13 protein-coding genes are annotated in these 20,981 nt (G+C 59.7%); 4 read left to right on the top strand and 9 right to left on the bottom strand.

What is annotated here, in order from left to right; all coding sequences use genetic code 11:
* Positions 1-146 precede the first annotated feature (146 nt).
* A complete protein-coding gene (locus tag ACFOTD_RS33420) occupies positions 147-2,345 on the bottom strand; it encodes a right-handed parallel beta-helix repeat-containing protein (RefSeq protein ID WP_378124333.1) in 2,199 nt (732 codons plus the stop codon).
* Between the two features lie 116 nt (positions 2,346-2,461).
* Complete coding sequence (locus ACFOTD_RS33415; RefSeq protein WP_378124332.1) at positions 2,462-5,935, bottom strand: fibronectin type III domain-containing protein; 3,474 nt, start codon at positions 5,933-5,935, stop codon at positions 2,462-2,464.
* A gap of 312 nt (positions 5,936-6,247) precedes the next feature.
* Here ACFOTD_RS33415 and ACFOTD_RS33410 point away from each other — a divergent pair, with 312 nt between their 5' ends.
* The 4 genes from ACFOTD_RS33410 to ACFOTD_RS33395 all read left to right on the top strand — a co-directional run bounded on the left by ACFOTD_RS33410 (position 6,248) and on the right by ACFOTD_RS33395 (position 12,541).
* A complete protein-coding gene (locus tag ACFOTD_RS33410) occupies positions 6,248-8,578 on the top strand; it encodes a helix-turn-helix domain-containing protein (protein ID WP_378124331.1) in 2,331 nt (776 codons plus the stop codon).
* A 372-nt stretch (positions 8,579-8,950) separates the two neighbouring features.
* The gene (locus ACFOTD_RS33405; protein WP_378124330.1) at positions 8,951-9,943 is read left to right on the top strand and encodes an ABC transporter permease; all 993 of its coding nucleotides are present in this window, start codon (positions 8,951-8,953) and stop codon (positions 9,941-9,943) included.
* Between the two features lie 18 nt (positions 9,944-9,961).
* Complete coding sequence (locus tag ACFOTD_RS33400) at positions 9,962-10,840, top strand: carbohydrate ABC transporter permease (protein ID WP_378124328.1); 879 nt, start codon at positions 9,962-9,964, stop codon at positions 10,838-10,840.
* 129 nt (positions 10,841-10,969) lie between these two features.
* A complete protein-coding gene (locus ACFOTD_RS33395; protein ID WP_378124327.1) occupies positions 10,970-12,541 on the top strand; it encodes an ABC transporter substrate-binding protein in 1,572 nt (523 codons plus the stop codon).
* 432 nt (positions 12,542-12,973) lie between these two features.
* Here ACFOTD_RS33395 and ACFOTD_RS33390 read toward each other — a convergent pair whose 3' ends face one another.
* From ACFOTD_RS33390 to ACFOTD_RS33360, 7 genes are all read right to left on the bottom strand, one after another.
* On the bottom strand, positions 12,974-13,657 hold the full coding sequence (locus ACFOTD_RS33390) for a DNA-binding response regulator (protein ID WP_378124326.1): 684 nt from the start codon (positions 13,655-13,657) through the stop codon (positions 12,974-12,976).
* Between the two features lie 89 nt (positions 13,658-13,746).
* A complete protein-coding gene (locus tag ACFOTD_RS33385) occupies positions 13,747-14,673 on the bottom strand; it encodes a hypothetical protein (protein ID WP_378124325.1) in 927 nt (308 codons plus the stop codon).
* A gap of 65 nt (positions 14,674-14,738) precedes the next feature.
* Positions 14,739-17,093: a helix-turn-helix domain-containing protein gene (locus ACFOTD_RS33380; RefSeq protein ID WP_378124324.1), complete on the bottom strand. Its 2,355-nt coding sequence runs from the start codon at positions 17,091-17,093 to the stop codon at positions 14,739-14,741.
* A 270-nt stretch (positions 17,094-17,363) separates the two neighbouring features.
* Positions 17,364-19,676: a YyaL domain-containing protein gene (locus ACFOTD_RS33375; protein WP_378124323.1), complete on the bottom strand. Its 2,313-nt coding sequence runs from the start codon at positions 19,674-19,676 to the stop codon at positions 17,364-17,366.
* Positions 19,677-19,819: 143 nt separating this feature from the next.
* The gene (locus ACFOTD_RS33370) at positions 19,820-20,182 is read right to left on the bottom strand and encodes a fluoride efflux transporter FluC (protein WP_378124322.1); all 363 of its coding nucleotides are present in this window, start codon (positions 20,180-20,182) and stop codon (positions 19,820-19,822) included.
* The gene (gene crcB, locus ACFOTD_RS33365) at positions 20,179-20,586 is read right to left on the bottom strand and encodes a fluoride efflux transporter CrcB (RefSeq protein WP_378124321.1); all 408 of its coding nucleotides are present in this window, start codon (positions 20,584-20,586) and stop codon (positions 20,179-20,181) included. The genes ACFOTD_RS33370 and crcB overlap by 4 nt, the downstream gene beginning before the upstream one ends.
* 32 nt (positions 20,587-20,618) lie before the next feature.
* The coding region (locus tag ACFOTD_RS33360; RefSeq protein WP_378124320.1) for a hypothetical protein at positions 20,619-20,981 on the bottom strand (363 nt) is incomplete at its 5' end.

Here is a 20,981-nt window from a genome sequence, read left to right as displayed (position 1 = left end):
CTGCTCTCATTTTATACCCCTGCGGACAACTGCGATGTGATAAAAATCATAGCAAGGCGGGTTAAGACCGACGAGAATCGGGGAAACGGCAAAAACCGCCGGAGCGGATCCGGCGGCTCTGAAGCGTATTTTTCCGAAAGCGGACGTTAAACGGGAGACCTGCGTCTGGGTCCGATAAGCGACCAGTCGATGTCTTCCCAGCCAAGGCTGTAAGCGGGCGAATCCGGCTTCAGGCGGTAGCCGCCCTCCTCGCCTGCGGCGAATAACGGATCGGCGACGATCGAATGGCCTTCGAAGCGGCCTGCCGAGACCGAGAGCCATGTCTCCCAATCGTAGTCGAAACCCCAAGCCGGATTTTTCCCCAGCGGGATTGCAGGTTCCGGCAGCTCGCCGGAGACGCCTCTTGGCGCGCCGCCGTTCCAATACAGATTGCGGTCCGCTCGCTTCAGACGCTCCGGGCTCCAATTGACGAACCCGTACATCCGGCCTGAATTCGATACGATGTTGCGCTCGATCGTCAGATCCCGATTCGCCTCGCCGACCATCTCCTGGGTTCCGATCGCGTTCACGGCATCCGCATTGTCGACGATCAGGTTGTTCGCGATCACGTTGCCGATGCCCTTCGCAAAAATCGCCATCCACAGCTTGCCCGTATTCGCGCTGTACAAATGATCGAGCACGTTGTGCGTGACCGTAAAGCCGTCGGAAGCGTCGTCGAGATAGATGCCGAAGCCGAACGAAAAACGGATGCCGCTGTGATGGAGCCTGTTGCCGCGTATTTCATTGCCGAGACCGACGCCCCACGACTCGATCATGCCGCCGTCCTGGCTGTCGGTCATCACGTCCGAGATGTCGTTGTACCGGATCCGGTTATTTCGCGCGAAAAGGAAATCCCAGTGATTGTCCCATGTCACGGGAATGCCCCACAGCGTCTCCGGCATTGCCCCCTGCCGGACGCCCTTCATCGAGATGCCGTACCGGGGCATATGGGCGATCCGATTGTGCGCGATGTCGCAGCCGCCGCATTGATACAGTTGGATGCCCGCCCCATGGCCGACCAGCTCGCCGCCGCGCGTTATCTCATTGTCCGCGATCAGATGCCCCCGGTTCAGGTTCGCTTCCGCGGGTTCGCGGAATTCGCCTTCCCCCGGCGCGTAGCCGACCGCGTAAATGCCGTGATGGCCACAGCGCTCAATCGCGTTGCGGGTCAGCTTGACGTTCACGGCGCAGCGGTCGAGGAATAGGCCCGACGACCCGGAAAAGCGGAGCCGGCAGCCGTCGATCTCGACGTCCTCGGCGTCGCGAACGTACACAAGCCCGTTGCGCTGGCCGTCGGGCTCGGTGTTGGCCGCTTCTTCGTCCGATACGATCCGGTAATCGTCGTAAAAGTCGGTGAATGCCAGCTCCAGCCCGCGCAGGGCGATGCCCGAGACCGGTTGGCGCTCGCCGTCCCCGACGATCTCGACGACGCGATGCAACACGGGTGCGATTACGTGCTGCTCTATTGGCGTCCCGGATCCGGGTCGATAGTAGAGCATGCCTGCCGTCTCGTCAAAATGGAATTGGCCCGGCTCTCGCAGGAATGCGAGCGAGCCTTGCAAGTAATAACGCGAGCCGCCTCCGATGCCCCAGGTGGCAGGGCGCGCGAAGACGATGCGCCGCGTCCCGGCGTTCGCCTCGCGAACGGGGATGGTCTCGGAAAACCAGTTCCACTCGCCTTCCCCGGGCCATACGAACGCCTGCATGCCGGTGCAGTCCGGCGCGGCTTTCTCGAACGCAGCCGCGTCGCCCGCCGGCAGCTCAACGATCGAGATGCCTTCCCGCTCGCCGCCCGGCTCGGCTTGCTCCGTCTCGAAGTAGCCGACGGCGGGCAGTCTCGCCTTGGCGATGCGCGCGCCATCCGCGTACAGCGTGCGCGGCCGCACGCCCTCTGGAACCGGCGCACGCCAGATGCCGTCCTGCCACGGTTCCCAGTCCGCGATCTCGACGCCCCCGCTCAAGACGGGCGGCTCTGCGGACCCGCTCTCGTCATCGCCCATATAGGCGATCCTGCAGCGACCGCCGCCCGTATCCGCGCTGCCGAGCCGCAGCGGCTCTGATAGCGCATACGTCCCCTCGCGGATGCGGACGTCGATCCGCCCTTCGTATCCTGCGGCCGCCAGCGCGCGTGCCGCAGCCTGCGCCGCATGTACCGTCGGATACGGACGCGCTGAGCTGCCGTCCGCCGCTTCGCCCGCTCCGCCGGCATCGACGTAAATCTCGGTTACGCTTCCGGCCAACCCGTCGCGTTCCCGGATCAAGCTGTCGCTCCCGCCGACCGCGGTACTCTTTTTCCGATCGTCCATCCCGATCTTCCCCTCTCCGGCGCATGCCCTCATGCCCTTTCGCCGCCTAAGGCAGCCGTCACGCGGCCTCTAAAGCTCCGCATGCCGGCTGCCTTCGTCAGGTCAGGCCGATTCGATTATTGAAGCGGCGCCAGATAAGCGCCGTCGATGACGACGAACGCACTTGCGCCTGGCGTCTTCCAGCCCACCGCGACATGGTCGCCGCCGCCTTCTTCCTTGTGCAGCACTTCGACGTAGTAGCGCTGGCCCGCCGTCAGCGTGATGGAGCCGGATTGCTGCGTGGACGCGTTGCGGCCCCATTCTTCTTCGTTGGTCCAGTCGACGACTTCGCCGATCATGACTTTGTTGCCCGCGGTGCTGTCCGTGCTCAGGTACAGCTGGCTGTTGTTGTCCCCTGCGATGGCGAACTGGTACGTGCCGGTCACGGTCGGCACGATATAGCCGCGGATCCGGTCGCCGTAGTTATCGCCCCAGTTCGTCGGACCCTTGAAGCTGGTCAGGACCGCCGTGCCCGTCGGCGTCGTCGTCAGCGGGATGCTGGCGACGGTCGGACCCGTGATGCCGGTCCAATACTCGCGTACGATCGTGCCCGTCGGCGTCGTGCCGCCGGAAGCATTGGTCGTCACCGACAGCGCGCCGCTGGCCGCCGACTGATTGCCCGCCGCATCCTTCGCCTTGACCGTAAAGCTGTAAGTCGTGCTCGCCGAGAGGCCTGTCACGGTGTAGGAAGTCGCGCCGGTCGTGGAGCCGGCGAGCGCGCTGCCGTTGTACACGTCGTAGCCCGACACGCCGACGTTATCCGTGGACGCCGTCCATGAGAGGCTGACGCTGCTTGCCGTTTTGGACGGCGAAGTCAGTCCCGTCGGCGCCGTCGGCGCCTGCGTATCGCCGGCTGGCGCATTTGTCGTCACCGACAGCGAATTGCTGGCGGCCGACAGATTGCCGGCTGCGTCCTTGGCCTTGACGGTGAAGCTGTAGGCCGTGCTGGCCGACAGCCCCGTCACGGTGTAGGTCGTCGCGCCGGTCGTGGTGCCTGCCAGCGTGCTGCCGTTGTAAATGTTGTAGCCCGTCACGCCTATGTTGTCCGAGGAAGCCGTCCATGACAAATTCACGGAATTCGCGGTCTTGGATGGAGACGCCAGGCCGGAAGGTGCCGTCGGCGCCTGCGTGTCGCTTGTGCCGCCGCTGGCCATGTTCACGTCGCAAGTCTTGTAATAGCCCGGAGCCGGATCGACGCCGAAGCCGTTGTTCGAGCACATGACGGTGTTCGTGTAGGTCCCGTAGGCGTAGCTGCCGTTGGCGCCGTAACGCACTTCCTTCGTGCCCGTGAAGTTGCAGGGGTTATTTTCGCCCGCGCAGTTCACCCAGTTCGCGAGCGGGTTGGTCGTGACGGTGATCGCGTTGCTCGCCGCCGAAATATTGTTGGAGGCGTCCTTCGCCTTGACCGTCAGCGTATATGCCGTGCTCGGGCTGAGGCCCGTAAGCGTGATCGACACCGCGCCGGTCGTAGAGCCGATCTGGGCGGAGCCGTTGTAAATGTTGTAGCCGGTCACGCCCATATTGTCCGTGGAGGCGTTCCAGGCCAGCGCGATGCTCGTATCGGTCTTCGCCGTCGACGTCAGACCTGTCGGCGCGGTCGGCGCCTGCGTGTCGCCCGCGTCCGTCGTCACGGACAGCGTGTTGCTTGCCGCAGAAACGTTGCCCGCCGCATCTCTGGCCTTGACCGTAAACGCGTACGCCGTGCTCGGCGTGAGTCCGGTCACGTTGTACGTGGTCGCGCCGGTCGTTGAGCCGAGCAGCGTGCCGTTCCGGTAGACGTCGTATCCGATGACGCCGACGTTATCCGTCGAAGCGGTCCAGGACAGGTTGACCGTTACGTTGGACTTGGACGGCGCGGTCAAGCCGGACGGCGCGCTCGGCGCAGTCGTGTCGGGCGGTCCCGAGAAGACGTTGATCGTCTGCTCCTTGATGTTGGCGCGGCCCGTGTTGTCCCAGACGACCAGCGATACGCGGTAGTTGCCCGCCTTCTGGTACGTATAGGTCGGGCTGACGGTCGTGACCGGCACGCCTTCGCCGAAGTCCCACAGGTTCTCGGCGATCGAGCCGTTGTCGGACGACGTGTTGGTGAACGTCACGGACTGTCCGAGCTGCACGCTCGTCGGCGCCGTAAAGTTCGCGGTCGGCTTGGCGTCGCCCGCATAGCCGCGGCTCGTAAGCTGCGTATTGGTGCCGTTGCCGGTGACCGTGTTGTTCGCCCATTCGAGATCCGAAGCGGACGACGGATACTGGTCGATGGACGGACCGCCGTTGTTCGTGATGATGTTGTTGACGAAGCTGATGCGGTCCGTGCCCGCGGCGGTCGTAATCTCGATCGCCTTGCGGCCGTTGTTCGTGATCGTATTGCTGTCGAAGGTGATGTTCTTCGAGTTGCCGTGGATGCGGACCGCGTTGCCGTCGTAGCCGGGATAGGCGGCGGCGGGGTTGCCGATTGGCCCGTCCTTGATCGTATTTTTATAGAAGTATTGGAACTGCTCCGTCTCGCCCGTGCCCTCGCCCTGAAGCTGCATGCCCCACATGACGATGTTTTTGATCGTGTTGTAGTTCCACAGCTGGTAGCCGGTGCCCGGCGATTGCTGCATGCCGACCTGTTGGCCGCCGTCGACCAGGTTGTCGGAGGTGACGGAATGGTTGGACATAATCTCGAGCCCGATGCCCTTGACCGTATTGTCGGTCGTATGCACCGTGTTGCGCCGGATCGCGTTGTACTCCGAGCGAACGACGGACAGCCAGTGATCGACCTGATTGTCCTCTACGATCGAGTGATTGACGTTCGTGTGAAGCTCGATGCCGAGCCCTTCGTTGAAGATGCCCGAGCCGGTGATGACGTTGTTCCGGATGACCGCTCCGTCGACGCCGTCGTTCACGAAGATGCCGCCGCGTCCCGTGTTCGCGATCGTATTGCCTTCGATGAGCGGCGCGTTGGAGCCCCAGCCGACCCGCATCGCCGCGCCCCACATCGAGCCGGTGCCCATATTGACGAAGTCGTTGTTTTTGATCGTCACGTTCGGCGCGGCGGACATCAGGATGCCGAACGGCGCGAACCCGCTCGTCTTGGCCAGATTTTTAATCCGGTTGTCATGGATGTTGTGCCCGCTGCCCGGCTCGCTCCAGATGCCTGCGTCGAGCGTCGTGCTGTTGTTGGCGTCGAGCGTCAGCGCGCCGATCTCGACATTGCTCGTGTTGTTGAGCGAGACCATGGCGCCGGTGCCGGTGCCGTTGTACTTGAGGATGGTCGTGTCCCGGCCCTGGCCGAGCAGCTTGACGCCCGTCTTTCCCTGGAGACTCCCGGATAAATAGTAGGTGCCGGAAGGGACGTAGACCGTGTCGCCGCTCGTTGCGGCATTTATGGCATTTTGAATGGCCGTCAGATCGTCCGCGGAATCTGATCCGTTAGCTCCGTAAGCGGTTACATTAACCGTGGCGGCGAATGCGGCGGGTGCCGGAATGACCGGCGCCAAAATCGTCAATGCGCAGAACACGCCGGCAGCTTTACGATTGAATATGGCCGACAAGCCGTTCCTTTTGGACATCTTCACGAATCCCTCTTTTCAAATTAAGATGGCATGGCTTCGCTTCGCTCCGTGTCGCTAGCCCGCGCTGCGGGCTTTATATTCGACGGCGCCGCACTCACCTCCTCCGTGACTCCATCGTGCCACGGCGCGGTCCTCCGATAAACTGTACAAAGTTGGAAAAGCAAGCCAAAGGGGCTATGAAATCCATTAATAACTCCGTTCCGCCTGCCGAGCGGACTGCGAAATTCTTTCAAGCAACCGGTTGCAATCCAAAGCGTTTCCATTTAAAAATAGAGAAGTCACGCCTGCAGCGGGAAGGAGCGCGAAGCGATGAAAGGATTCGGGTTCGGATTCGGATTTTATAAGTCAAGGAGATATTTCCAACGCGTCCTTTTCTCGATCATGATCGCCATGGCACTCATCCTGACCGGCCTGTCCGCCGTCAATTCCTACGTGCTCGAGCGATCCGTCCGGAGCGTGCAGGAGGATTCCAATCTAAAGGTATTGTCGCAGATTCAATACAATCTGTCTTATATGAACGAGATTATCGTGCGACTGTCCACTTTCGCATACGACGACAACTTTTTGATTCCGCTCATGTACTCGGAGCCGCTTCCGCAGATGGACTACATCCGAGGATACAACGAAATGGAGAAGCTGATGGAGAGCTCTTCCTTTCTCCATTCGATGGCCGTCTACAACGCGGGAAACGGCGAGCTGTTCGGCTCCTCGAGCGAATTTCTCGTGGACGGCGGCGAGACCAAGCAACGAATGCTGGATTGGCTGCTCCGTTCGCCCGCCCCGCTGCCCACCTCCAGGCTGATTCCAGTCAGTCTCGGCGATGACGATAGCAATGTCGATGCGTTCGCCTTTATCGTGACGGACGCGCTGCGAGCCTACGATGGAAAAGAATCCGCGCTCATCCTGTACATCAAGCCGGATTGGGTGTTCGACAGTCTGCGCAGAATGAACGGCGCCGGCAACGGGCAAGGCGCGATCTTCATCCGTACGCCGGACGGACGGCTGCTGTCGGACGGTCAGTCGTCAGGCGTGTACGCGCCCGAGCCGGATGCCGTTGCGGCGCTCGTCTCCGGTGCCGATCCCGACCGGGAGGCGTCGTCCGGATTCGTCGTCGGCAACGCGGGGGACGGCAAGAGCATCGTGACCTTTATGCGGGGAATCGGCGATTGGACCATTTTGTACATTCAGCCCTATGCGCCGGTCATGAAGGAGGTCGCGAAGACGCGCGAAAAAGCGCTGTTCGTGACAGGCGCATTTCTGCTGATCGCGACGGCCGTCTCGTTTTGGCTGTCGTTTAAGCTGTACGGTCCAATCGACGCGATGCTGCGCCGCATTCGGCCGCATCTTAAGGACGGTATGGCAGTCGGCGGCGCGAACGAGCTCGACCTCATGGGAGACAACGTGCTGCGGCTGTCCGAGAAGCTGCGGGAGATCAGCGCGGAGCAGATCGTCGAAAAGCACTATTTGCGTACGTTCCTGTCGGACGGCGGCAGCATTCCCGAAGCGGATATGACGCAGCTGATCGAGCGCCACGGCTTGCAGCTCGCAAGCGAAGGCCCTTACTGCGTCTGCGTCCTGCGCATCGACCGTTACGCCGAATACGAGCGCACGACGACGCCTTCCGCGAGAAGGCTTCACGCTTTTGCCATCCTCAATATCGCGCAAGAGCAGTTGGCCGGCGAATACCGCTGCGAAACCGTGGACATGCACGACGGACTGTCGGTGCTCGTGCTGTCCGGCTCCGGCGCAAGCGAGCGCATGGAAAAGGTCCGGCCGATCCTCCAGGAAATCCAGGAGACGATCGAGCGATATTACGGACTGTCGCTGACCTGCGGCATCGGCGATCCCGTATCAAGACTTAGCCAGCTCTCCGCCGCATACAGGCAAGCCTATCAACTATGCCTTTATATGTTCGCCCAAGGCTACAAATCCATTATCGTGCCCGCTGACGTTCGCGCCAATCTCTCCGGCGGGCGTCGGACGCTGCAGCCCGATATCGAGCGGAGATTGACCGAAGCGCTGAAAAAGGGACAATTGACGAATGCGGGCGGCGAGCTTGAAAAGGCGTTCGCGCTGCTCTCGGAGTTCCAGTACGACGACATGAAGCGCGCCGTATCCGATCTTGCGTGGGCCGTCAAAAACACGGCGGCCGACATGATCAACAACCGGCTCGCCTCGATCCCCGTGGACCCGGAGCAAATCCCCAGGATTACGGAGGGTGACCGGTCGCTGGAGGACATCTATATGTCCTTCCTGTCCGCATGCGCGCAAATATGCGAGGCCCAGCGCGCGCCTGGCTCCGAGCGCTACGAATGGATCGTCGGGACGATCAAGGCGCTCATCGAGCAGAAGTTCCAGGACCCGAATCTCAGCCAACAATCGATCGCCACCACCGTCAAGCTGACCTCCGCTTACGTAGGCAAGCTGTTCAAGGACCAATGCGGCACGACGGTTACCGAGTACATGAACGAGGTGCGGCTCGCCCATGCGCGCAGATTGCTGCTCCAGACCGACGACACGATCGCGGAAATCATGGACCAATGCGGTTACTCGAACCAAAGCTACTTTTTCCGCCTGTTCAAGGGCAAGTTCGGGAGCACGCCCAAGGAATATCGGATCAAGCGTTCGCTGAGCTCGTGAACGAAGATGGCGACGAGCAGGCGCTCGGATCGGCAAATTAACGATGTATCGCATCCTTATTCGGACGTGCGGTAGCCGGATTGGCGATATAACGATGTCTCACATCCTTATTTCGCGCCTAGGCGCCCGGATCGGCAAAATAACGATGTGCCGCATTCTTATACGGACGAACTGTTCGAACGAAGCCTGCTCGGCTTCGTTCTTTTCGCGTTTTTTGCCGCGTCCCTCCCCCGAATCCCGCTACTTTTCCCAAAAAACATATGAATTCGCATTTAATACACGCTCCCGGAACAGTTATTCGAACATCGAATCGTATAATCGGCATTCCGCTCATGGCATGATGGGGTCATATCCAAGATGGAGGTGATCCCCATGGCCAAGACCCAACCCGTCAAGCTAAGCGCCGCGGATTCCCCCGTCCCGGGCGATCCGCAAGCAAGGCGAACAAGCTGGATCCGCAACGAGATCCGGTTGTTCCGCAAAAACCGGGAGCTGCTCATCCTCGCGCTGCCGGGCATTCTATTCAAGCTCGTCATCGCGTACCTGCCGATGATCGGCCTCATACTGGCGTTCAAAAACTTCAGATATGACCGCGGCATATTCGGAAGCGAGTGGGTAGGGTTTCGGAATTTCGAATTTTTGTTCAAGGCGGAAGACGCGTACCGGATTATCCGCAATACGCTGCTGTACAATTTCGCCTACATCATTACGGGGACGATCGCGGCGCTGCTGCTGGCGCTGCTGCTGAACGAACTGTCCGGACGGCTGATGAAAGTGTACCAGACGGTGCTGTTCCTCCCCTTCTTCCTCTCGATGGTGCTCGTCGGCTATATCGGCAACGCGTTTCTCGATTTCGAGAACGGCTTCGCGAACAAGGTACTCGCGTTTCTCGGCTTGCCCGAGCACAACTGGTATTTGGAAACGGCGCCGTGGATCTACATTCTGCCGCTGATCGCATTGTGGAAAGGCGTAGGCTTCTCGACGCTCGTCTATTACGCCGGCATGACGGGCATCAGCACGGAATACTACGAAGCCGCCAAGCTCGACGGCGCGACCCGCATCCAGATGATGGCCCGGATCACGCTCCCGCTGCTCAAGCCGCTCGTCATTATCTTGTTCATACTCGGACTCGGCAACATTTTCCGCGGCGACTTCGGCCTTCACTACTTCATCCCGAACAATGTCGGGCCGAACTTCCCGACGACGGACATCATCGACACTTACGTGTACCGCGCGCTCACGAAGCTCGGCGACATCAACTCCGCGGCCGCCGTCGGATTCCTTCAATCGTTCGTCGGTCTCGTTACCGTCGTGTCCGCCAACTATATCGTGCGCCGCATCGACCGCGACAACGCGCTTTTCTAATCCGGAGGCGAATCCGCTATGACTCTTAAATCGAATAATTGGTTCATCAACGCGTTTTTTATCGTCGTCTGCTTGTTGATCGTCGCGCCCTTCATTCTGGTCGTCTCGATCTCGCTCTCCTCGGAGGACAGCTTGTTCGAATACGGCTATCAGTTCATCCCGAGAATTTGGAGCGGCGAGGCCTACCGGATCGTCTTTGAAAAACCGGACACGATCTTGCGCGGCTACGGCGTCACGATCATGATCACGATCATCGGAACGTTTCTGTCGCTCCTGCTTACTGCGCTCATGGCCTACCCCATCTCGCGGCGGGACTTCAGGTACAACCGGCCCCTTACGTTTTATGTATTTTTCACGATGCTGTTCAACGGCGGTCTCATTCCGTTCTACATTCTGATGACGCAGTACCTGCATCTCAAAAATTCGCTCGCCGCCTTGATCATCCCCGCGCTCATGAGCCCATTCAACATTATGATCATGAAAGGGTTCCTGGACAAAATCTCGCCGGAGATCGTCGAATCGGCCAAAATCGACGGCGCGCGCGAATTCCGGATTTTTTTCCGGATCATTCTCCCGCTCTCGACGCCGGCGCTCGCGACGCTCGGACTGTTCATCGCGTTCGGCTATTGGAACGAATGGTACAACGCGCTGCTGTTCATCGACAACGACAAGTACATTCCGCTGCAGCTGCTGCTCGTGCGCATTTTGTCTCAGGCCGAATTCCTCGCGAATTCGCCGATGGCGCAGGTATCCGACAAGCTTCAATTCGCGCAATTCCCGACGTTGTCCGTCCGGATGGCGATGGCGATCGTCGCAAGCGGTCCGATGCTGCTCGTATTCCCCTTCTTCCAGAAGTACTTCGTCAAAGGCATCACGGTCGGCTCGCTCAAAGGCTAACGCCGGCATAATCGATAAACGGCTGCCGCTGCATATAAGGGAGGTGATCGGCTTTTTGGGCGGCAGCAGGTCAGGCACGGTCGCACGGCGTATTAAATAATAAGGGTCCATTCAATGGAGGGTTCAGAGATGAGAAAAGGAAAACGGATTCCGCAATATATGCTGCTTCTCTCGATGGCCGCGCTTGCGGCTTGCAGCAATAACAACAACGCCAATACGGCCAGCCCGAGCGCATCGGCAAGCGAGAGCGCCTCCCCGGCGGCAAGCGCTTCCGCAAGTCCATCGGCTAGCGCAGAGGCGACTCCGGAGGAGCTGCCCGAAGTCAAGCTCACGTTTATCTATCCCGTATCCGCCAATCCGGGTCCCGACCAGAAGCTGGTCAACGACGAAATCAACAAGTATTTGAAAGAAAAAATCAACGCGACCGTCGATCTGAAACCGCTGACATTCGACGAATACGAGCCAAAATTAAACGCCATGCTCGCGGCCGGCGAAGCGTTCGATATCGCCTGGAGCTCCAAGGGCTGGCTCGGCAATTATCAGCCGTACATCGACAAGGGCGCTTACCTCGAGCTGCCGGACGACATGATCGCCAAGTACGCGCCGGACGCGCGGGCCAACATCCCCGACAAGTTCTGGCCGGATATGAAAGCCGCCGACGGCAAGGTGTACGGCTTCCCGATCTATCAAATCGCGGCCAAGCAAAAGAGCCTGATCATTCAGAAACGCTTTATCGACAAGTACAATCTCGACGTCAGCACCGTACACTCGTACAAAGATATCGAGCCGTTTTTGAAGACGCTCAAGGATAACGAAAAAGGCATCGTTCCGCTCGGTCTCGCGCAAAACTCCTACGGCTTGTTCGTCGACCCGAACGCCGTGGCGCCGGACGGCGCAGCCGTCGGCTATAAGAAAGACGATACGTCCTACGCCATGATCGGCAAGATCGATTCGCTTGAAGCCAAGAAAGACTTCTACCAGACGATTCACGGCTGGTACCAAGCCGGCTATATCAACAAGGACGCGCCCGTGCTCCAGAACATCAACGACCTGAAGGGCAAAGGCAATGTTGCCGTATCGCTCGAATTCACGTCCAAGCCGGGCGGCGAGATCGGCGAGAAAGCGATTAATGGCGGCAACGACGTCGTCTACGTCCCGATCTCGGACAGCTACTTTACCGGTATCGCGAGCGCCATGCACGTCATCAACAAAAATTCCAAAAATCCCGAGCGCGCACTCATGCTGATCAACCTGCTCAACACCGACAAGTACCTGTACAACCTGATCTGCAACGGCATCGAAGGCAAGCACTACACGAAGACGGACGACAAGTTCATCGCGCCGATCGAAGGCTCCGGCTATGCGCCTAACGGCGACTGGGTGTTCGGCAACCAGTTCAACGCATACCTCAAGCCAGGCATGGATCCCGACACGTGGGAAAAGACGATCGAGCTGAACGACAGCGCCATCGTGCCTGCCAGCAACGGCTTCTCGATTAATGAAGAGAAGATCAAGGCCGAAGGCGCCAATCTAAATGCGGTAGGCAACGAATATTCGACCGCGCTCGAGACCGGCGCCGTCGATCCCGCCAAGATGCTTCCCGAGTTCGAAAACAAGCTGAAGGCCTCCGGCATCGAGAAATACGAAACCGAAGTCGCCGCGCAGTGGGACGCGTTCTTGAAGGGTAAGGGACTGAGATAAGGGCAAGAGAAAGAGATAACGGCACGGGAAAGAGATAACGGCACGGGAAAGAGAATGATCACACGCTAACCGAATCGCGCGAGCGGCCGTCCGGAAGGACGGTCGCTTTTTAGATTGGGGACTGAATCGACCGCCGTCTACCATCGCCTTTTATTGAGAAGGCGATCAGATTGCTCGCGGCATTGCTTTGCTAATCCCCTGCAGTAGGGCAGTCGTTCGGCTTTCACACGGCCTATATCCTCTCATGCCCTTCTGTAGTGAAGTCGTTCGGCCTCCTCGCTTCCTCGTTTCGCTTATCTCCTTCTGCGGTGAAGGCGATTATTCTTCTCGCTGCCTTGTTTCGCTTATCCCCTTCTGTGGTGAAGGCGATTATCCTTCTTGCTGCCTTGTTTCGCTTATCCCCTTCTATGGTGAAGGCGATTAAACTAATCTTCAGATCACTTTATACGTCTTTGGCAAAACCGTGTAACTCATCGCTTTACCTTGTGCGGACCGGTTTGATTTTAAGTAACCTTTGGTCTCCAGCGTCTGCAAGCTGGCACTAGTTTGATAAAAGCTAATTTTAAGTGCAGCTATTACTTCTACCGGCTTAATTTCGCTGCAATGCCTTCCAATCCAATGAAGAATAGCTCTCTCATACAACGTGAGCTGAGCCACTTCCGATCCCGCTCCGTACGCCCACGCGGATAGTGCCGCTAACAACGTCTGTTGACAGCGCTTCGGCTTTTCCAACAAATCGTCTCTTGAGAAGCGAAGCATGTGCCAGCCGTCCATCAGCAAATGATTTTGCCTCTCCAGGTTGTCGCCGAACCTGAATCGACTCACGTCGCGTAAATGCGTACCGTAGGCGTCAGCTTCCAAAATCAGACCCCGATGCAACCCGAAAGGCATGTAGGCGAAATCGACGAATCTCTGTCCGTCCTTAAAGTCGGAAACTTCCCATTCCGGATGAAGATGATCGAAGCTGCCAAGCGCCGGCCACCATAGATTTTTAAGCAACAATCGCTCGTTGTACGAATCCATCTCCATCAATCGTCTTTTCCTTTCACCCTGACTATGGCGAATAACGCGCGACATCCATTCATCGTAAGCTTTTTGAAACAACACATCGGACATAAACTAACCTCCTTAGAAAATAGAAAAGGCCGCTCCTCCGAATGGATTCGGATAGAACGGCCTGTGCTTCAGGCAACAAAATATGTAAATTAATCATAAATAAGATTGAGACTTTTGACAAGGCTTTTTCTACACTCCTTAAGTCTTTGCCTTGACGTGCAGCGCCTTCCTCCGCCATTTCGCGATGCCGCACCGCCCATCGCCTCTCGTGGTGCAGGCGATCTGCGTTTCCTCGCCCCCGCGCAGCCCATCGCCTCTCCTAGTGCAGGCGATCCGCGTTTCCTCGCCCCCGTGCCGACCATCGCCTCTCCTAGTGCAGGCGATCCGCGTTTCCCCGCCCCCGTGCCGCCCATCCCCTCTCCTAGTGCAGGCGATCCGCCTTCGCACGCCCCCACGCCGCCCATCGCCTCTCCTAGTGCAGGCGATCCGCGTTTCCTCGCCCCCGTGCCGACCATCGCCTCTCCTAGTGCAGGCGATCCGCCTTCGCACGCCCCCACGCCGCCCATCGCCTCTCCTGGTGCAGGCGATCCGCCTTCGCACGTCCCCGCGCCGACCATCGCCTCTCCTAGTGCAGGCGATCCGCGTTTTCTCGCCCCCGCACCGCCCATCGCCTCTCGTGGTGCAGGCGATCCGCCTTCGCACGTCCCCGCGCCGACCATCGCCTCTCCTAGTGCAGGCGATCCGCGTTTCCGCGCCCCCGTGCCGACCATCCCCTCTCCTAGTGCAGGCGATCCGCCTTCGCACGCCCCCGCGCCGCCCATCGCCTCTCCTAGTGCAGGCGATCCGCGTTTCCTCGCCCCCGTGCCGCCCATCGCCTCACCTAGTGCAGGCGATCCGCGTTTCCGCGATGCCGCGCCGCCCATCGCCTTTCCTAGTGCAGGCGATCCGCGTTTCCTCGCCCCCGCGCCGCCCATCGCCTCTCCTAGTACAGGCGATCCGCCTTCGCGCACCGCCGCACCGACCATCGCCTCTCCTAGTACAGGCGATCCGCCTCCTCGCACCACCGCGCCGCCCATCGTCCATCGCCTCTCCTGGTGCAGGAGATCCGCCTACACTGCCTATCCGCCCCCGCGCCTGCCGCCTACTCCAGCACCTTCTTCAACCGGTACTCCTTCGGCGTCACGCCGAACGTCTTTTTGAACAGCTTGAAGAAGGTACTCTCGTTCACGTAACCGACCAATTCCATGACTTCCTTGATGCTGAAGCCCTTCGTCTCCAGATATGCCTGCGCATGCCGTAAACGCACGTCGTTCATGTATTCCCCCACCGACACGAACTCGCTCGTTTTGAATATCCGCCCCACATAAGCCGGCGTAAGGTGCAGCATCGCCGCGATGCCCTGGAGGCTCAGGTTGCTGTCTTTGTAGTTGGTCTCGATCATTTCCTTGATCGCGTCGGTCAAGGCGGCGTTCTTGTCGGCGTCCGTGCGGGACAGCTTGTCGTGGATCTCGCGGATGGCTGCGCCGATCAGCTCGCGCACCTCCTCCATCGTTTCCTTCTCGAGCGCCTCCCGGCTGAGCGAGCTCAGATCGATCGGCAGCGAGACGAGACGGTTGCGGTTGAGATCCCGGACGGCGGATTTAAGCAAGTCGACGAGATGCAGGATGCCATGGACGATATGGTCGAAATGGCAGGCTTCGAGCCCTTGAACAATCGCGTCCGCCGCAGCCGCGCTGTCTTCGGGACGGTTGGCGCGGATGCTCTCGACAAGCTTCTTTTCCGCCTCAGCGGGCGCGTCGTACTCCGTCTTCCTCATCCGCTCGCCGACCGCCTCCGGCGTCAGAATGGCGCGATGTCCGAACAACAGCTTGTACTGGGACAGCCGGATCGCCTCGCCATATCGCTCGGTGATGCCGACATGGCTGTCGCAGCTTCCGCTGACCGTCAGCGACAGGGACAGCTTGTAATAACTGCCGACGACCTCCTGAACGCGGCGCAGCAGCCGAGTCAGCGTCTCGGTATCCGCGCCTTTCCCGGCGGGGCTTACAAGCATGGCAACATGGTCGCCGCGCATGTCCGCGATCTCGCAGCGGTACGGACCGGGCCGCATGATCTCCTCGGCAATGTTCCCGATCGCGAACGTATACAGCGCGCGCTGTCCGGGCGTCGTCGTCCGCTCGTATTCGGCGAAGCCGTCCACCTTGACGACGACCAGGCGATACGGACCCGCCGGATCGATGTCCAGGCCGTTCAAGGCGATGTTGTCCTGAAATTCCTCGCGCGACAGCGACGGGCTGTCGGCGACGAGCGTGCGAAGATGATAGTTGCGCACGATCCGCTTTTGCTTGTCCTGCTCGCTCGACGCCCAATGCAGCTTCTCCAGCATCGAGCTGTAGACGGTCGCTACTGCCGAAAACTCGTCGTTGTGGCGCGCCGTAGCATCTCTTCCCTGCGACTCGCCAGGCTTAATCCCGATCTGGCTGAACATCCGTTCGATCGGCCGGTACAGCTTGTGGGCGATCAGAAAGGTCAGCAGAACGCCCAACAACAGAACGACGGCGATGACGGCCACCGAGGTTGCGCGCATCTCGCGGATGCCGCCGGTGACGACGTCGTAGGGCTGCACGCTTACGATTTTCCAATCCGTGTCCTTCATGCTCATAAAGGTGACCAGTTTCTTTTCCGAGCCGCCCAGCTTGCCCGTGAAGGAGCCGAAGGACGCAAGATTCGCCTTTGTCCGGCTCGACAATGCCTCCGCAAGCCGCTTCGCGTCGGCCGTCGCCGCCCCGCCGCCGCCCGACATCATCACATCGCCTGATGCGTCCAGCATGTAGAGGCCGGACCTGGCGGGATCGTCGAACACGTTTACCGATTGCAGGTTGTCGTAGAGCCATTCCGGCTTAATATTGACCACGAGCGCGCTCTCCCGTCCGTTGCGGACGGCGCCGAAATTCTGATAGAGGACGATCGAGAAAAAATCGATTTTTTCCGCGTTGCCGCTAAAATTCATGGGCAGAAGCTTCATGCGAGGCAGCTTTTCTTCGCGTTTCAGCAGCGAGACGAGGCCGTCCGCCATCGCGGCCTCCGGCTTGTTCAAGCTGAGCTGTCCGACCGGATAGACTTGATCGTCGTAGCCGTTGTAGACGAGGATCGAATGCAGAAACGACGAAGACAAATAAGCCTGCTTGAGCGAGTTCATCGAACGGATGACGGTCATCTCGTCGTAGCTCGGCAATGTAAACAAAGGCGAAATATTCGGATCCATAAAAAGCGATACGGCCAGATTGTTGAGCGCCTCCGTCATGTAGGAGACGTTGTACTGGATCTGGTTCATGACCTTGCGGGAAGAATCTTGCTGCATGCGGACCGAGCTCCGCTCGGCATTGTACTGCAGCGCCAGCGAGGCGAAGACGAGCACGGCGATCATCAGCACGCTGACCGACAATAGCATACGCGTCAGGTACTTTTTGGATTTGTAGGCTTGCAGCATCTTCATGACGTTATCCTCCCACCGGAAACGAGTGCGTGTCAGCGATAACAGCATCTCATACGGCAGCCGGACGCTCTACTGTACAATGTTCGAATTGCTGCTCCAGCGCGGAATCGTCGGCAATAAATCGGATTTTGACGGGTAAAAAGATAGCCCCGGCTCGCATATGGCGACCGGGGCTGCCGGGAAGCCCGGCTGCGAGATGAAGCGTTATTTAACAGCAAGTTCGAGCATGCGAATTTCCGATTGCCTATGACCGAGCGGATGGTAATCGCGCTATTCGGCCAGCGGCAAGACCCGCGTCTCGCCCGGCGCAAGCCGAACGCGCGGCCAGGCGGTGCTCGCGCAAACGCCCAGCGGCAGCGCCGCCTCTGTGGAAGTCTCCGACAATAGCTTCACAGAAGCCGGCCAGGGCGTCGGATTCGTCACGCGCAGCGCAGCGCCGCCGTCCGCCGTCGTCTCCAATCCGCACGTCACGTGATCGGGTGCCCATACGAGCCCCGTGTCGCGCTGAACGTAGATACCCGGCACCTCGGCATACGTCAGCATGTTCGACGTCTCGCACCAGCACGAGAGCGGCAGCGCTTCGCCTACAAGGTCCGCGCCTTCCCAGTCGCTCATGTTGACGCGCTCGCTCATATAGCCTGGCGGCATGTCCTTGCCGTCCCAACCCATGACCGGCCGGTCCGAGCGGGATAAGTATTGGTTCATATTGCGCGCCGTCTCCGTCAGCTGATCCATGTAGCGCCGGCGGCCCGTCGCGCGAAACAGCTTGAGCAGCGCGTCGCCCGACAGCGTGCAAATGCCCGGCGCGCTGTGCTTGTTCTGCGCGTTCGCGATGACCGACCCGGCGGTGCGCATGCCCAGCTTGCCGAAGGTCGACGACGCCGGGAAAACGAAATCGTACGATACGCACCAGGACAGGCATTGATCGGCCGCTTCCTCCGCTCTGCCGATCCACAGCCGGTCGCCGGTCGTTTCGTAGAGCGCCATATAAGATTCGAGAAGCGCAAAGGCCGATTCGCTGTCCGGACATTGAAGAATCTCGCCCGGACCGCCGGTGGTGACGCCGGCCATCGTATACCGCCTATAGTAGTATTCGCCCGCCTCGCACGCGACGGACACGTATCTCGCTTCGCCCAGCAAGCGGCCGCACCAGGCTAGGCCGCCGACGGCCATCGCGCCGCCCGCCGATCCGCCGACCAGCAGCTCGCCTGTGTCGTGGTTCAACCACTGGCCGAACTGGCCGTACGCATCCCAGAGGCGTACAAATGCATCGGCTAATCTTCTCAATCCCTGCAGCCAAGTCACGCTTGCCGAGCGGCCGAGCGGGATCGCCTCCAGCGCCAGCATATGCTTGGCCGCGAAATACAGCGCGTCCGCGCTCTTTCGCACGATATGCCATCGCTCCGGCGCCTCCCGGTCCGGATCACTCCCGAATTCGTCCCCGTACCAGCGGCCGCGGTAAAAGACGCCCGGAAAAAAGCCGGCCGCCGTCTGCCCGCCGAATATAAAATCGAGCGTACGCTGCGCCCTCTCCCGCGATGTCGCGCTCCCTTCGAGCAGCAGCGCATAGCTTGACATGCCGCCTCCTACCCAGCCGAGCTGCCAGTCCTGATGCTTCTCGTCCACCGTGCCGACCGCATAATAGCCATGCTCGCCGTTCCAGTTCATTGCGTTAAACTTGGCCTCCTGGATCGCCCAGGCTGCGGAAAACGGTAGCGTTGCGGCCAGCTCCGGCCTGCCGGTCAAGGAATCTCGCACGGCGGCGAACGCTGCGAACAGGCGCCGCACGCTGCCGCAAGCGAACAGGTAAACGTGAAACTTTAAATTCAGGCGGTCGCCGTTGGCATAATCGGCCCCGCTGTCGCCGGACGGAGCCGCCGTCGTGCACATCTCGTACTTCGTCTCTTCGCGCACCCCCGGCGCGCGAAAGGAGATCGCGGCCGCGCGGCGATCCGCCGACTCCTCGATATGAATGGACGTCTCGCCGTAACCGGTACGCTGCTCCGTAAGCAGGATACAAGCTCGTCCGCGTTCCGGGTCGTAATAGGCAACGGCCGGCGTCGCCGCGTCTCCTGTCAGCAGATGGAGTGACGAAGGTCCATCGCCTGCCGCAAGCCTTGGGATATCCGTGACGAGCGCAGGCGCATTCGGCCCGCGCTCCTCGATTGACGTCCAGCATGGCGCGTAATCGAGCTTGCGCGCCTCGAAGCGGTTGCCGCCGTAAACGGCGCCGGGCACAAGCACGTACGCCGATGGCGACCAGGCGCCGATCTCGAAGCGAACCTCCGCCGCCGTATGCCGCGACGTGCCGCAATGGAGCCAGTCCGTCTCGAGCGCGAACCCGCCGTACGGGCCGGTCAACGCCGTGCCGTTCGTCCGGATCAGCCATTCGCCGCCGACGCCGCTGTCAAGCGTCGTCCCCGCGATCTCGTTGGCCGGTCCCCGCCAGTCGGCTCTGCTGAAGCCTTTGCGGCTGGCACCGTCGAATCGGTTGGAAAGGAAAGCAACCCGGATGCCTGCGCTATCGAGCCCCGCGGCCGCCTGCCGAAGCTGATTTTTATCGTGCGCCGTCTGCAGCTCCATGTACGATCCGCTCCTCTGTCGATAAGTCAGAACGGCAACATTAAAGCACGGCGCAGGCTAAAACTGAACTATGAATAGTGCACATAGCTGTGCATAGCTGTAAAATCGGCAAAATGCCAATATCGCATCCGCCGCAAGTCTTCCTACAGACGGCTGCCAATCTCATAGCCGGCCCAGGCGAGCACGACGCCCAGTATATAGCTTCCCCCTACGTAAATGGCAAGCGTACGCCAGGCTCCGCTTCGCCAAAGCTGAATATTTTCCGCGTTAAAGGTGGAAAACGTCGTATAAGCGCCCATGAAGCCTGTCCCGACAAGCAGCGAAATCCCGCCGCCGCCGGCTGCCGCAACGATGCCGAGCAGAAACGATCCCGATAAATTAATAAGCATCGTAGAGACAGGCAGTCTCGCCTGGAATCTCTTTTTCCCCCAAATGCCGATGCCGTATCTCGCGCAAGCGCCGAAAAATCCGCCGAGCGCCACCAGACCCTCATGACCGAACGTCACGGTCCCACCACCTCGCGGTTATTCGCTGCCGGACGTCTCTCTCCAAGCCTGAAGCCGACCCACGCAAACAGCAGCCCGCCGACCAGGCTCGCGCCGATATAGAGCGCCGCCTCCCCTGCCCGTCCATCGCGAAGCAGCGTCAGTGTCTCCACGCTGAACGTGGAAAAGGTCGTGTACGCGCCGATCAAGCCGGTGCCGATCCCGAGCCGCAGCCATTCCGGCAGGCCCGGGCGCGTCGTCGCCCAAGCCGTAAACCAGCCAAGCGCGAGACATCCCGTCAGATTGATAACGAGCGTCGCGAGCGGAAACGCGAAATGCCACCAGGAATGCGTCCAGAGCACGGCCTCGTATCGAAGCAAGGCGCCCATGCTGCCGGCCAAGCCGACCGTCCATGCGTATTTCATGCCGAACCTCCGTCGTCAACCGAATAGATTTATCATAGACATCCTTTAGGAGTTCCGTCAATGCATGCGCCGCAGCCGTAAGAAGCTTCAGGTGAAGACTGCCATGACGATCTAATTGGCCCGCGTTTCGTCGCCAGCGCCTTATTTCGCCGCAATGCCTGCAAATTAACATCCTTTTCCTTCGATGTCGGCCCTTTTACACAGGATAGATGCAAAAGTGCAGGTATTTCCCTCCAGTAACCCCATTTTCGGCTTGCGCTTTGCATTTGGGGCTGTCCCAAAAGGGTCATGAAAATGACCTGCGGGGCAGTCCTGTTTTTGTAAAACAAAAAGAAACCGTTCTTTGGTAAAATGGAAGTGTCTAGCAACCATTTACGAAAGGAACGGTTTCTTTG

The sequence above is a fragment of the Cohnella sp. GCM10012308 genome, assembly GCF_042649185.1.
Taxonomy (GTDB): domain Bacteria; phylum Bacillota; class Bacilli; order Paenibacillales; family Paenibacillaceae; genus Cohnella.
Note: the sequence above shows the minus strand (reverse complement) of the source record. Positions and strands in the feature narration are given on the sequence as shown.

Excerpts from the sequence above, each read along its gene's own strand:
- ACFOTD_RS33420 (WP_378124333.1), bottom strand. The coding sequence starts at position 2,345 with ATGGACGATCGGAAAAAGAGTACCGCGGTCGGCGGGAGCGACAGCTTG.
- ACFOTD_RS33415 (WP_378124332.1), bottom strand. The coding sequence starts at position 5,935 with ATGTCCAAAAGGAACGGCTTGTCGGCCATATTCAATCGTAAAGCTGCC.
- ACFOTD_RS33410 (WP_378124331.1), top strand. The coding sequence starts at position 6,248 with ATGAAAGGATTCGGGTTCGGATTCGGATTTTATAAGTCAAGGAGATAT.
- ACFOTD_RS33405 (WP_378124330.1), top strand. The coding sequence starts at position 8,951 with ATGGCCAAGACCCAACCCGTCAAGCTAAGCGCCGCGGATTCCCCCGTC.
- ACFOTD_RS33400 (WP_378124328.1), top strand. The coding sequence starts at position 9,962 with ATGACTCTTAAATCGAATAATTGGTTCATCAACGCGTTTTTTATCGTC.
- ACFOTD_RS33395 (WP_378124327.1), top strand. The coding sequence starts at position 10,970 with ATGAGAAAAGGAAAACGGATTCCGCAATATATGCTGCTTCTCTCGATG.
- ACFOTD_RS33390 (WP_378124326.1), bottom strand. The coding sequence starts at position 13,657 with ATGTCCGATGTGTTGTTTCAAAAAGCTTACGATGAATGGATGTCGCGC.
- ACFOTD_RS33385 (WP_378124325.1), bottom strand. The coding sequence starts at position 14,673 with ATGGGCGGCGCGGTGGTGCGAGGAGGCGGATCGCCTGTACTAGGAGAG.
- ACFOTD_RS33380 (WP_378124324.1), bottom strand. The coding sequence starts at position 17,093 with ATGAAGATGCTGCAAGCCTACAAATCCAAAAAGTACCTGACGCGTATG.
- ACFOTD_RS33375 (WP_378124323.1), bottom strand. The coding sequence starts at position 19,676 with ATGGAGCTGCAGACGGCGCACGATAAAAATCAGCTTCGGCAGGCGGCC.
- crcB (WP_378124321.1), bottom strand. The coding sequence starts at position 20,586 with ATGAAATACGCATGGACGGTCGGCTTGGCCGGCAGCATGGGCGCCTTG.